Here is a 13,037-nt window from a genome sequence, read left to right on the forward strand (position 1 = left end):
CGACCCCGGGCCCGCCCTCCTGTACAGTCTCTTTTCGCAGCACAGCGCAAGAACAAGTCGCTGCGAAACCAGGTCCTGTGGAGCAGTTTGGAGTGCTCGCCACCCTGTCAAGGTGGAGGCCGCGGGTTCAAATCCCGTCAGGACCGCATGAAGAAAGGCCCGGAGCTTCGGCTCCGGGCCTTTTCGCATGTCCGCTCCCGGCCGCTTTTGCAGATGCGGCGCGGCCCGCGGCCCGGGACCGCGCGTGCACGGTCTTCGGCCTGTCCGGGGCGCGGGGGCCGGTTCGTTCGGTCGTTCGCGTCCGCGCATCCGTCCGCGTCGCCGTCCGCGCGTCCGCCCCCGTTCGCGTGCGCGCACCGGTCCGCGCACTGCCGCCAGTGCCTCCGGGGGCGCCCCTGCGGCGCGTTCGCGTCCCTTGACGGCGTCACATTCCGCCGGTACCCCGGAATCCAGGGCCCTCGCCCTGCCGGCCCTCTGGAGGTGCGTATGGCGGTGTCCGCTCGGCACGAGACACGGGCTCTGCTCCGAGCCCATCTGGCGGCCGCCTCCGGGTACCGCCACCTGACGCGGCACTGCCCGATCTGCCACCAGCTCGCGCGGCTGGCCATGGAACCGACTCCGCACGACGAGCAGGACCCCGAGAGCACCCCGGAGGACGAGAGTCCCTCAACGGCGTGACCGAGGACCGGTGCCACGACCATCACGCGGTGCGCGCCCCTGTGCGGGCACCCCCTCGCGGCCCCAACTCCCCTAGCGCAGAAGGCTCGCAGGCGACAAGGACTGTGGCATGTGACAGGAGTCACCGCATATGTTTTCAGAAGTGTGGAACTTACCCCTCTCATACAACCAGTCAATTTAATATGTGCAATTGCACCCCTCGTCGAGGACATCCACGGCCGATCCGACACCCGCCCCCAGACTCCGACAAGGCCGCTCACGGGTCGGCCGCCGAGGCGTGCGGACCGCACAAAAAAGATCGCGCTGGACTCGGCGGAGTCCAGCGCGATCTACGACGCACCCTGTTCAAGTGGCAATAAAGCTTGGGCGTGAGCTCTGTTGGGGCAGAACCCGCGTCGCTTGGAGCTGTGGTGTGGACGCCTCGACGGGTTGGGGGATCCGTTGACTTGTCCGGTTATGCGATGGTTCAGGCTTCGCTGCGCTGCTGCGGGATACCCGCAAGCAGTGCGCGGACCTCAGCCTCGCGGTAACGGCGGTGCCCGCCGAGCGTGCGGATGGACGTAAGCTTGCCGGCCTTCGCCCACCGTGTGACCGTCTTGGGGTCGACGCGGAACATCGTGGCGACCTCAGCCGGGGTCAGCAGCGGCTCGGCATCAGGGGTGCGAGCGGTCATGAGCGGCCTCCTCGGGAGAACCGAACCTTCTCGGTTCTTTCCTCTAAATTCTGCACCTTGACCCGCGTTGCCCGAAATGGCGGACGCGAGTCGAGTCGGTTATAGGACGAACGGCTTGTCCTCGGCACTACAACTACACCATCCGTCCAGCCGCGTCGGCCAAACCGATGGAATTGCCCTCCCAGGTGTTCATCAGCGACGGAAGCCGATGGACCATGCCATAGCGGACAGTCACACCGCTGTGACGATCAGTCACAGGGCGATCAGGAGTCACCAGACCCCCCAAAGCGTGCAATGCCGAGATTCCCCCCCAAACGTGGGCGGAGGGAGCCCTCCCCCGGGCTCCTTGTCCTATTTTGACACGAGGAGGGGGAAGCGATGCAAGAGCCGGGTAAGTGCCGTCCGTCACGCTTGACACCCGTTGACGTATAAGCCCGGATCGGGACCTACGTCCTGGAGTGAGGGTTCTTCAGCGTGTCAGGACCATACGCGAGTTCGACAGAAACCTGTGAGAAGCAGATCACACCGAACAAGGGGCTCAGGCCCCCCTCCCGCCCCACGCGACCCACTGGCACAGCCCGCGCCGGTCCCGCCCGCCCGCGGCGCGCCTCAGTTCGACGAACGCCGGTCCCTGACCGACCGCCAGCGCTCCACCAGCCGGCCGTACGCCTCGCCCGCCTTCGCCCCGTCCCCGGTGCGCAGCGCCTCGATGCCCTCGGCGACGTCCGCGGCGGAGTGGTCGTCCTCCAGCTGCCCGGCCGGCAGTGTGTGCACGAGCCCGCCGTAGTCCAGCTCGACCAGCGAGCGCGGATGGAACTCCTCCAGCCAGCGCCCCACGTCCACCAGGCCCTCGATGAGCGGTCCTTCGTCCAGCGCGTCCCTGAGCGTCCGCAGAGCCCGCGCCGTGCGCCGCCGCGCCTGCACCATCGGCGTCCGGTAGCGCAGCAGCGGCGCGGCTCCGCCGGGGCCCGTCCCCTTCTCGTACTCCCGCTCCTCGTCGGTGACGAGAACGAACCAGTTCAGCGGCACCTGCCAGGTCGAGGTGCGGATCCACGGGCGGGCGTCGGGATTGCGCACCAGCCAGCGCTCGTAGTCCAGCGCGGCCTGCCGGCGCACCAGCGGTGGCAGCACCGCGTCCAGCACGGACGCCGGGAGCTCCTCGCCCAGCTCGTCCAGGGCCTGCCAGCCGCGCAGCCGGGTGCGCCAGGGGCAGACGCACACCACACCGTCAACCTCGGCGACGAACGCGTCGCCGCTCTCGTGCACCGGCACGGGGACCGGCGGGGTGGGCAGCAAGTCGGCCAGCGAGCGGCGCAGTTCGTCCTGGTACGAGGGGCGCTCGGCGCGCCTGGCGTAGCGCGTCCAGTGGGCGCGCTCGGACTCGGGGAACGCGGCCAGTGGCTCGTACACCCGCAGATACGACGTGTACGGGACGATCACCGCGGACACCTTGGGCACGCCTGCTCCCTCCCCCGTCGACCACCGGGAAAACCAGCGAAAACCGCTCAGAACCTGAATTGAAATCTATGCAAATCGAACCATGGCCGTACCCCGCCCGTAGGTGATCCTGAACACTGCGCCGAGGGCGGGTCGGCACAGGCTCTAGTCTCATTCCCACGGAGCCCGCCATCCGCACGGGCCTCGCACCCAACCGCCGTTTTTTACCTGGGAGTCACCACAGTGACCGACGTAACCGGCGCGCCTGCTGATGTACTGCACACCCTTTTCCGTTCGGATCAGGGGGGTCATGAGCAAGTCGTGCTCTGCCAGGACCGCGCCAGCGGCCTCAAGGCCGTCATCGCCATCCACTCCACCGCCCTGGGCCCGGCCCTCGGCGGCACGCGCTTCTACCCGTACGCGAGCGAGCAGGAGGCCGTCGCCGACGCCCTCAACCTCGCGCGCGGGATGTCGTACAAGAACGCCATGGCCGGTCTCGACCACGGCGGCGGCAAGGCCGTCATCATCGGCGACCCCGAGCAGATCAAGTCCGAGGAGCTGCTCCTCGCGTACGGCCGGTTCGTCGCCTCGCTCGGCGGCCGGTACGTCACCGCGTGCGACGTCGGCACCTACGTTGCCGACATGGACGTCGTGGCGCGCGAGTGCCGGTGGACGACCGGCCGCTCCCCGGAGAACGGCGGCGCGGGCGACTCGTCGGTCCTGACCGCCTTCGGTGTCTTCCAGGGCATGCGGGCCTCCGCCCAGCACCTGTGGGGCGACCCGACGCTGCGCGGCCGCAAGGTCGGCGTCGCCGGCGTCGGCAAGGTGGGCCACCACCTGGTCGAGCACCTGCGCGCGGACGGCGCCGAGGTCGTGATCACGGACGTGCGGGCCGACTCCGTACAGCGGATCCTGGACCGGCACCCCTCCGGCGTCACGGCCGTCGCGGACACCGAGGCGCTCATCCGCACCGAGGGCCTCGACATCTACGCGCCCTGTGCGCTGGGCGGGGCGCTCAACGACGACTCCGTTCCGGCGCTCACGGCCCGGATCGTGTGCGGTGCGGCCAACAACCAGCTGGCGCACCCGGGCGTGGAGAAGGACCTCGCGGACCGCGGGATCCTGTACGCGCCCGACTACGTCGTGAACGCGGGCGGTGTCATCCAGGTCGCCGACGAGCTGCACGGCTTCGACTTCGACCGGTGCAAGGCCAAGGCGTCGAAGATCTTCGACACCACGCTGGCCATATTCGCACGTGCGAAGCAGGACGGGATTCCGCCGGCCGCGGCGGCCGACCGGATCGCCGAGCAGCGGATGGCGGAGGCACGGCGGCACTGACGCCTTCCGGGGCCATAGGCGCTTGTCAGGGACCCGTCGGCGGCCGGTTGGGAGAGAACTCTCACGTCTGTCGGCGGGTCGTGCGCCAAGAAGAGGTTAAAATCGCGGTTGACCAGCGAGGACAGGGCACCTCGCGGGTTCTGGGCGAAGGCGCGTGCTGCGGGCGACGTACCGTATGGGCGCGGGCTCAGGTACCGTGGAAGCCCTACGGACCGGTCTCTCCACGGAGAGTCCGTTCCAGATCATGAACGCGTGTCAAGACTCTGGGGCCGTCGAGCCCCGTATCCGAGGGGGTCGAGCCATGGGGCGCGGCCGGGCAAAGGCCAAGCAGACGAAGGTCGCCCGCCAGCTGAAGTACAGCAGCGGCGGGACTGACCTCTCGCGTCTGGCCAATGAGCTGGGCGCTTCGACTTCGAGCCAGCCGCCGAATGGCGAGCCGTTCGAAGACGACGACGAGGAAGACGACCCGTACGCACAGTACGCGGATCTCTACAACGACGACGATGAGGACGAGGACGACCAGTCCGGTCCCCAGTCGCAACGTCGAGGCGCTTGACGCAACAGCGTCCCTCGCAGTTTCCGCGATCTCTTCTCGTAGCGGATCTCCTGGCGTGGGTTTCTGGTAGATCTCGCCTGGCGGATTTCTCGTAGCGACTGCACTTCACCCGGTCCGGGGCCTCAGCGCCGGACCGGGTTTCGTGCTGCTCGGGGGCCTCGGCCCCCGTGGTCGCCGGCGTCAGCTCGCGTAGTCGCCGATGAGCGCCGCGCCCGTGGTGTGCTCCCCGCGCTCGGTGATCTCACCGGCGATCCAGGCGTCCACTCCGCGGTCCGCGAGGACGGCGAGGGCGACCTCGGCGGACTCCTCGGGCACGATCGCCATCATGCCGACGCCCATGTTCAGCGTCTTCTCCAGCTCCAGGCGCTCGACGCCACCGGTCCGGCCGACCAGGTCGAAGACCGGGGCCGGAGTCCAGGTCTCGCGGTCGACCACGGCGTGCAGACCGTCCGGGATGACACGGGCCAGGTTGGCCGCCAGACCGCCGCCGGTGATGTGGCTGAAGGCGTGCACCTCGGCGCTCTTCGTCAGCGTCAGACAGTCCAGCGAGTAGATCTTGGTGGGCTCCAGGAGCTCCTCGCCGAGCGTGCGGCCGAATTCCTCGATGTGCTGGTCCAGGCGCAGGTTCGCCCGGTCGAAGAGGACGTGCCGGACGAGCGAGTACCCGTTCGAGTGAAGACCGGAGGCCGCCATGGCGATCACCGCGTCACCCGTACGGATGCGATCCGGGCCGAGCAGCTGGTCGGCCTCGACCACGCCCGTACCGGCGCCCGCGACGTCGAAGTCGTCCGGACCGAGCAGACCGGGGTGTTCGGCCGTCTCACCGCCCACCAGGGCGCAGCCCGCGAGGACACAGCCCTCGGCGATGCCCTTCACGATGGCCGCGACCCGCTCCGGGTGGACCTTGCCCACACAGATGTAGTCGGTCATGAAGAGCGGCTCGGCGCCGCACACCACGATGTCGTCCATGACCATCGCGACGAGGTCGTGGCCGATGGTGTCGTACACGCCCAGCTGCCGGGCGATGTCGACCTTGGTGCCCACACCGTCGGTGGCGGAGGCGAGCAGCGGACGCTCGAAACGCTTCAGGGCGGAGGCGTCGAAGAGGCCGGCGAAGCCGCCGAGGCCACCGAGGACCTCGGGACGCTGCGTCTTCTTCACCCACTCCTTCATCAGCTCTACGGCGCGGTCGCCCGCCTCGATGTCGACTCCGGCAGCCGCGTAGGACGCACCGGAGGTACTGCCCGTCGCCGGAGGGGACTGATCAGACACAGAAGACATTGCCTGGGATCTTTCGGGTTGGTGAAACGGGGCTCTGCGGCACTACGGGCGACGGATGGCGTCAGCCGCGGCCGTGGCTGCGGGACCCGCGGCCAGCTCGGTCTCCAGGAGCTGCTTGCCGAGCAGTTCGGGGTCCGGAAGCTCCATCGGGTACTCGCCGTCGAAGCAGGCGCGGCACAGATTCGGCTTGTCGATCGTCGTGGCCTCGATCATCCCGTCGAGGGAGATGTACGAGAGGGAGTCGGCGCCGAGCGAGGTGCCGATCTCCTCGATCGTCATGCCGTTCGCGATCAGCTCGGCGCGGGTCGCGAAGTCGATGCCGAAGAAGCACGGCCACTTCACGGGCGGGGAGGAGATCCGGATGTGGACCTCGGCCGCACCGGCCTCGCGCAGCATCCGGACCAGGGCGCGCTGGGTGTTGCCGCGCACGATCGAGTCGTCGACGACGACCAGGCGCTTGCCCTTGATGACTTCCTTGAGCGGATTCAGCTTCAGGCGGATTCCGAGCTGGCGGATCGTCTGCGAGGGCTGGATGAAGGTCCGGCCGACATAGGCGTTCTTGACCAGGCCGGCGCCGAACGGGATGCCGGAGGCCTCCGCGTAACCGATCGCGGCGGGTGTCCCGGACTCCGGGGTCGCTATCACCAGGTCGGCCTCCACAGGGGCTTCCTTGGCGAGTTTGCGGCCCATCTCGACGCGCGAGAGGTACACGTTCCGACCGGCAATGTCCGTGTCGGGGCGGGCCAGATAGACGTACTCGAAGATGCAGCCCTTGGGCTTCGCTTCCGCGAATCGCGAGGTCCGCAGACCGTTCTCGTCGATGGCGACGAACTCGCCCGGCTCGATCTCGCGCACATAGCTGGCGCCGCAGATGTCGAGGGCCGCGGACTCGGAGGCCACCACCCAGCCGCGCTCCAGGCGACCGAGGACCAGCGGGCGGATGCCCTGCGGGTCACGGGCCGCGTAAAGCGTGTGCTCGTTCATGAAGACGAGCGAGAAGGCGCCCTTGACCAGGGGCAGGATCTTGGCGGAAGCCTCTTCTATGGTCAGCGGCTTGCCGTCGTCGTCGACCTGGGCCGCGAGGAGCGCGGTGAGCAGGTCGGTGTCGTTGGTGGCCGCCACACGAGTGGTGCGGCCTTCCTGCTTGGGCAGGTCGGCGACCATCTCGGCGAGCTGCGCCGTGTTGACCAGGTTGCCGTTGTGACCGAGCGCGATGGAACCGTGCGCGGTGGCACGGAACGTCGGCTGGGCGTTCTCCCACACGGAGGCACCAGTGGTCGAGTAGCGGGCGTGACCGACCGCGATATGACCTTGGAGCGAACCGAGCGAGGTCTCGTCGAAGACCTGGGACACGAGGCCCATGTCCTTGAAGACGAGGATCTGGGAGCCATTACTGACCGCGATTCCCGCGGATTCCTGACCCCGATGCTGGAGGGCGTAGAGCCCGAAGTAAGTGAGCTTGGCGACCTCTTCGCCCGGAGCCCAGACACCGAAGACGCCACAAGCGTCCTGGGGGCCTTTCTCACCGGGGAGCAGATCATGATTGAGTCGACCGTCACCACGTGGCACGGCACCGAGTGTAGGCGAGATCGACCACTGGTCCGAATTGGGGATACGGGCCCTCAATGGATCATTCGTCGGCCACGGCGCTGACCACAGTGCCGTTCGTGCTGGTCAGCGCGATGCCGCGATGATCCAACGTGTAGTCGACCTTGCCGTCGAAGAGCCCCAGCAGCGTCTTCTCGGTCCTCATGAGTGAGTCTTGGCACATCATGCGGGTGATCCTGGCCGGGCCGAGGGTGATATGTCCGTCGCCGACGGTGGCCTGGGCGGACGCGTGGTTGCAGCCGAGCCGGCCGTCGAAGGTGCCGTCCGCGCGGAGGACGAAGTACGCGTTCGCCCCCTTCGGGAGCGGCTGGGAGACGTTCTTGTCACCCAGTGCCGTGACCGTCCACTTCGTCCCCCGCAGGGGTGCGTCCTTCTCCTTGGTGAGGCCGATCCGGTCGCCGCCCTCGGCGGTGAGCGTCAGCCGGTCGCCGTCGGCCTTCGTCGTGAACGCGCCCTTGTCCGCCAAGGTCCGGCCCAGGCTCCGCTCGAAGGTCATCGCGCCCTTCTCGCAGGCCATGTCGGTCGTCCACATCCCGCCGAACTCGACATGGTCACCCTTGAGAGTGGCCTTCGAGCCGAACCCGTTGCAGCCGAGGTTGCCGCTGACGCGACCGTCGTCCCCGATCCTCAGATACGCGCCGGAGGGCGCCCGCACGGTCCTCCCGCCCACGGTGAGGCTGTCGACCGTCCAGTGGACGCCGGTCACGGGCGCCGTTTCCGTCCCGGCGGAACCGCTCCCCGCCGTCTGCGTACCGCACGCGGCGGCCAGGGGAAGCAGGGTCAGGACACCGAGGGTCATTCGCTGCTTGTCCATGCCGATGTGACGGGAGAGGTGGGGTGGCCGGTTCCCCTCGGAGGCGGTGCGCGTGGGCTCAGCCCATCAGCGGCAGCAGTCCCGCGAGGTCGGCGCGCTCGCCGCTCGCGCTGACCTTCGCGTCGTCCAGCGCCGCCTTCCACTCCGTACGTCCCGTCGCGAGCCGGATCCAGGTCAGCGGGTCCGTCTCGACGACGTTCGGCGGAGTGCCGCGGGTGTGCCGGGGTCCTGCCACGCACTGCACGACGGCGTACGGCGGGATCCGGACCTCCGTCGACGCGCCGGGCGCCTTCACGGCGAGCGTGTCGGCGAGCAGCCGGGTGCAGGCGGCGAGGGCCTGGCGGTCGAAGGGGATGTCGGTACCGGCGGCGCGGTTCAGGTCGTCGGTGTGCACGACGAGTTCGACGGTGCGGGTGACGAGGTAGTCGGCGAGGGTCATCGCCCCGGCGCGCACGGCGAGCAGCCGGTCGTCGGAGGCCGTGGCCAGGCGCTCGGTGATCCGCTGTCCGGCGCCGGCGTAGAGCGCGTCGAGGTCGGGATGGCCGGCGGCGAGCGCGCGCGTGCCGTCGGCGATGTCCCCGGCGCGGGCCGCCGTCCCGAACGGCCAGTCGAGCAGCGCGAGTTCCTTCGCGGCGGGCGCGGGCAGGTCGAGGTGCCGGCTCACCGTCTCGACGGCCATCGTGATGTGCGCGGCCAACTCCCGCACGCTCCAGTCCCCGAGCTGCGCTGGGCGCGCCAACTGCTCCTCGCTCAGGGCGCGTACACCGTCCCGTACGTTCCCGAACTGCGCGAGCACCGCCGCACGGATCTTGGCGGAGTCATAGGTACGCGCGCGTCTCCCGGCTGAGGTCATACGGCGAGCCTAGGGCCTGTCCGGCCCTTGCCGCCGGGCCCGCGGCGCCTGGCACAGCACCTCGCCGCGGTCCGGTCCGGTCCGACGCGAAGGGCCGGACCGGCCCCGGTCTTCCGGGGCAGGAGACCAGGGCGCGCAGCGAGCGCCGGTACGGACCCACGGCCGTACGGGCGCAGGGTCTGCGGGCGTAGTCCGCGAGTCCGTGTTCCACCAGCGCGAAGGCCCATCGGCGAGCCGGGACGCGTCGGCCGCGACGGCGTCCATGCTCTCGCCGGCGTCGGCCCGGCGGTGGTGCTCCTGCCCAGGTCCGGCGCGCGAAGGACCCCTCGGCCCCGCCCCGGGAGACCGAGCCGGTCCCGGCGTGACGGCGTGACGAAGGCGACGAGAAGACGAAGGTCCCGCCCGTCGAAACGGGCGGGACCTTCGCGGAGACCGACGGGTTACGCCAGCAGCGCCGGGATCGTGCCCTCGTGTGCGGTGCGCAGCTCGGCCAGGGAGAGCACGAACTCGCCCTGGACGTCGACCACGGCGGTCGCGTCGGACTCGATGCCGTCGACGACCCCGATGCGGGTGACGGGCAGACCCCGGGCACCGCACATGTCGTTGAAGCGGAGCTCCTCCGAGCGCGGGACGGCGACGACCGCGCGGCCCGCCGACTCCGAGAAGAGGAACGTGAACGCGTCGAGACCGTCGGGGACGATCAGCCGCGCGCCCTTGCCGCCCTGCAGCGCCGACTCGACCACGGCCTGGATGAGGCCGCCGTCGGACAGGTCGTGCGCGGAGTCGATCATGCCGTCGCGGGAGGCCGAGATGAGGATCTCGGCGAGCAGCCGCTCGCGCTCCAGGTCGACCTTCGGCGGCAGACCACCGAGGTGGTCGTGGACGACCTGCGACCAGGCCGAACCGCCGAACTCCTCGCGGGTGTCGCCGAGCAGGTAGAGGAGCTGGCCCTCTTCCTGGAAGGCGACCGGGGTGCGGCGGGCGACGTCGTCGATGACGCCCAGCACGGCCACGACCGGAGTCGGGTGGATGGCGACGTCACCGGTCTGGTTGTACAGCGAGACGTTGCCGCCGGTCACGGGGGTGCCCAACTGCTGGCAGGCGTCGGCCAGCCCACGGATCGCCTCGGCGAACTGCCACATGACGGCCGGGTCCTCGGGCGAGCCGAAGTTCAGGCAGTCGGAGACGGCGAGCGGCTTGGCACCGGTCGTCGCGACGTTGCGGTAGGCCTCGGCGAGGGCCAGCTGCGCGCCCGTGTACGGGTCGAGCTTGGCGTAGCGGCCGTTGCCGTCCGTCGCGATGGCGACGCCGAGCCCGGTCTCCTCGTCGATGCGGATCATGCCCGAGTCCTCGGGCTGGGCCAGCACCGTGTTGCCCTGCACGAAGTGGTCGTACTGGGAGGTGATCCAGGACTTGGAGGCCTGGTTCGGGGAGGAGACCAGTCGGAGGACCTGGTCCTTCAGCTCCTCGCTCGTCGCCGGGCGGGGCAGCTTGTTCGCGTCGTCCGCCTGGAGCGCGTCCTGCCAGGACGGGCGGGCGTAGGGGCGCTCGTAGACCGGGCCGTCGTGGGCGACCGTGCGCGGGTCGACGTCGACGATCTTGCCGCCGTGCCAGAAGATCTCCAGGCGGTCGCCGTCGGTGACCTCACCGATGACGGTGGCGATGACGTCCCACTTGTCGCAGATCTCCAGGAACCGGTCGACCTTCTCCGGCTCGACGACCGCGCACATGCGTTCCTGCGACTCGCTCATGAGGATTTCCTCGGGCGAGAGCGTGGAGTCGCGCAGCGGTACGTCGTCCAGGGTGACGCGCATGCCGCCGGAGCCGTTGGACGCGAGCTCGCTGGTGGCGCAGGACAGACCGGCCGCGCCGAGGTCCTGGATGCCGACGACCAGCTTCTCGGCGAAGGCCTCCAGGGTGCACTCGATGAGGAGCTTCTCCTGGAAGGGGTCACCGACCTGGACGGCGGGACGCTTCGACGGCTTGGCGTCGTCGAAGGTCTCCGAGGCGAGGATCGACGCGCCGCCGATGCCGTCACCGCCCGTGCGGGCCCCGTACAGGATGACCTTGTTGCCCGTGCCGGACGCCTTCGCGAGGTGGATGTCCTCGTGCCGCATGACGCCGATGGCGCCGGCGTTGACCAGCGGGTTGCCCTGGTAGCAGGCGTCGAAGACGACCTCGCCGCCGATGTTGGGCAGGCCCAGACAGTTGCCGTAGCCGCCGATGCCCGCGACGACGCCCGGCAGGACGCGCTTGGTGTCGGGGTGGTCGGCCGCGCCGAAGCGCAGCGGGTCGACGACCGCGACCGGCCGGGCGCCCATGGCGATGATGTCGCGCACGATGCCGCCGACGCCGGTGGCCGCGCCCTGGTAGGGCTCGACGTACGACGGGTGGTTGTGCGACTCGACCTTGAAGGTGACCGCGTAGCCCTGGCCGACGTCGACGACACCGGCGTTCTCGCCGATGCCGACGAGCAGCGCGTCGCTCTGCGGTGCCTTCTCGCCGAACTGGCGGAGGTGGACCTTCGAGGACTTGTACGAGCAGTGCTCGGACCACATGACGGAGTACATGGCGAGCTCGGCGCCGGTGGGCCGGCGGCCGAGGATCTCGACGACGCGCTCGTACTCGTCCTTCTTCAGGCCCAGTTCGGCCCAGGGCAGCTCGACGTCGGGGGTCGCGGCCGCGTTCTCGACCGTGTCCAGAGGCGTGCGGCTCATGCGTTGACCAGCTTCTTGAGGATCGAGGTGAAGAAGGGGAGGCCGTCGGTGCGGCCGGAGCCGACGAGGGGCTCGACGGCGTGCTCCGGGTGCGGCATCAGACCGACGACGTTGCCGGCCTCGTTCGTGATGCCGGCGATGTCGCGCAGCGAGCCGTTCGGGTTGACGTCCACGTAACGGAACGCGACCCGGCCCTCGGCCTCCAGCATGTCGAGCGTGTGCTCGTCGGCGACGTACCGCCCGTCCATGTTCTTCAGCGGGATGTGGATCTCCTGGCCGGCCGTGTAGTCGGCGGTCCAGGCGGTCCCCGCGTTCTCCACCCGCAGCTTCTGGTCACGGCAGATGAAGTGGAGGTGGTTGTTGCCGAGCATCGCGCCGGGGAGAAGGTGCGCCTCGGTGAGGACCTGGAAGCCGTTGCAGATGCCGAGAACCGGCATTCCGGACTTCGCCTGCTCGATGACGGTCTCCATCACCGGCGAGAAGCGCGAGATGGCACCCGCCCGCAGATAGTCGCCGTACGAGAAACCGCCGGGCAGCACTACGGCGTCGACCTGCTTGAGGTCCTTGTCCTTGTGCCAGAGAGCTACGGGTTCGGCGCCCGCCAGCCTGATCGCGCGCTGCGTGTCGCGGTCGTCGAGGCTGCCCGGAAAGGTGACGACTCCAATACGAGCGGTCACTTTCCGGCCTCCGCGACTTCCTCGACCTTGACGGTGAAGTCCTCGATCACGGTGTTGGCGAGGAAGGATTCCGCCAGTTCATGGATGCGGGCGAGCGCGGCGTCGTCCACCGGTCCGTCCACTTCCAGTTCGAATCGCTTTCCCTGACGGACGTCGGAGACACCTTCGAAACCGAGGCGCGGCAGTGCACGCTGCACCGCCTGGCCCTGGGGGTCGAGGATCTCCGGCTTGAGCATGACGTCGACTACGACGCGTGCCACTGGCACTCCCGGTGTGTGGTGCTGAGCAGGTCCCTTCAGACTACCCGTACAAAATTTCTACTCGCGTAGATTCGTAGAATCCTACGTGACCCCGATCACGATCCCGCATCGACGCGGGGGCGTGGACGGAAAATCCTGGGAAAAA

Annotated in this window: 12 protein-coding genes and 1 tRNA gene; 4 read left to right on the forward strand and 9 right to left on the reverse strand. The window is 69.2% G+C overall.

Annotation, left to right across the window (positions count from 1 at the left end):
* The first annotated feature begins 71 nt into the window (after positions 1 to 71).
* A tRNA-Asp gene (locus ACZ4N5_RS00175) sits at positions 72 to 146 on the forward strand.
* A 340-nt stretch (positions 147 to 486) separates the two neighbouring features.
* Positions 487 to 678, forward strand: a complete 192-nt coding sequence (locus tag ACZ4N5_RS00180) for a DUF6274 family protein (protein WP_467754914.1) — start codon at positions 487 to 489, stop codon at positions 676 to 678.
* A 466-nt stretch (positions 679 to 1,144) separates the two neighbouring features.
* Here the strand turns inward: ACZ4N5_RS00180 and bldC are convergent, their stop codons facing one another.
* Entirely contained in the window at positions 1,145 to 1,351 is a 207-nt protein-coding gene (gene bldC / locus ACZ4N5_RS00185) for a developmental transcriptional regulator BldC (RefSeq protein WP_003949541.1), read from the reverse strand.
* Positions 1,352 to 1,960: 609 nt separating this feature from the next.
* Positions 1,961 to 2,809: a DUF8083 family protein gene (locus tag ACZ4N5_RS00190; RefSeq protein WP_467754915.1), complete on the reverse strand. Its 849-nt coding sequence runs from the start codon at positions 2,807 to 2,809 to the stop codon at positions 1,961 to 1,963.
* A 222-nt stretch (positions 2,810 to 3,031) separates the two neighbouring features.
* Here ACZ4N5_RS00190 and ACZ4N5_RS00195 point away from each other — a divergent pair, with 222 nt between their 5' ends.
* The gene (locus ACZ4N5_RS00195) at positions 3,032 to 4,126 is read left to right on the forward strand and encodes a Leu/Phe/Val dehydrogenase (protein ID WP_467754916.1); all 1,095 of its coding nucleotides are present in this window, start codon (positions 3,032 to 3,034) and stop codon (positions 4,124 to 4,126) included.
* A 301-nt stretch (positions 4,127 to 4,427) separates the two neighbouring features.
* Complete coding sequence (locus tag ACZ4N5_RS00200) at positions 4,428 to 4,682, forward strand: DUF3073 domain-containing protein (RefSeq protein ID WP_037615441.1); 255 nt, start codon at positions 4,428 to 4,430, stop codon at positions 4,680 to 4,682.
* Positions 4,683 to 4,862: 180 nt separating this feature from the next.
* Here the strand turns inward: ACZ4N5_RS00200 and purM are convergent, their stop codons facing one another.
* The 7 genes from purM to purS form a co-directional block, all read right to left on the reverse strand.
* Positions 4,863 to 5,963: a phosphoribosylformylglycinamidine cyclo-ligase gene (purM, locus tag ACZ4N5_RS00205; RefSeq protein ID WP_467754917.1), complete on the reverse strand. Its 1,101-nt coding sequence runs from the start codon at positions 5,961 to 5,963 to the stop codon at positions 4,863 to 4,865.
* A 42-nt stretch (positions 5,964 to 6,005) separates the two neighbouring features.
* Entirely contained in the window at positions 6,006 to 7,532 is a 1,527-nt protein-coding gene (gene purF / locus ACZ4N5_RS00210) for an amidophosphoribosyltransferase (protein ID WP_467754918.1), read from the reverse strand.
* A 61-nt stretch (positions 7,533 to 7,593) separates the two neighbouring features.
* The gene (locus ACZ4N5_RS00215) at positions 7,594 to 8,385 is read right to left on the reverse strand and encodes an META domain-containing protein (protein ID WP_467754919.1); all 792 of its coding nucleotides are present in this window, start codon (positions 8,383 to 8,385) and stop codon (positions 7,594 to 7,596) included.
* Positions 8,386 to 8,443: 58 nt separating this feature from the next.
* Positions 8,444 to 9,238: a maleylpyruvate isomerase family mycothiol-dependent enzyme gene (locus ACZ4N5_RS00220; RefSeq protein WP_467754920.1), complete on the reverse strand. Its 795-nt coding sequence runs from the start codon at positions 9,236 to 9,238 to the stop codon at positions 8,444 to 8,446.
* A gap of 440 nt (positions 9,239 to 9,678) precedes the next feature.
* Positions 9,679 to 11,955: a phosphoribosylformylglycinamidine synthase subunit PurL gene (gene purL / locus ACZ4N5_RS00225; protein ID WP_467754921.1), complete on the reverse strand. Its 2,277-nt coding sequence runs from the start codon at positions 11,953 to 11,955 to the stop codon at positions 9,679 to 9,681.
* Positions 11,952 to 12,632: a phosphoribosylformylglycinamidine synthase subunit PurQ gene (gene purQ / locus ACZ4N5_RS00230; protein WP_385402599.1), complete on the reverse strand. Its 681-nt coding sequence runs from the start codon at positions 12,630 to 12,632 to the stop codon at positions 11,952 to 11,954. The genes purL and purQ overlap by 4 nt, the downstream gene beginning before the upstream one ends.
* On the reverse strand, positions 12,629 to 12,892 hold the full coding sequence (purS, locus tag ACZ4N5_RS00235; protein ID WP_005482678.1) for a phosphoribosylformylglycinamidine synthase subunit PurS: 264 nt from the start codon (positions 12,890 to 12,892) through the stop codon (positions 12,629 to 12,631). The genes purQ and purS overlap by 4 nt, the downstream gene beginning before the upstream one ends.
* Positions 12,893 to 13,037 lie beyond the last annotated feature (145 nt).

The sequence above is a fragment of the Streptomyces sp. NPDC026500 genome, from assembly GCF_055567635.1.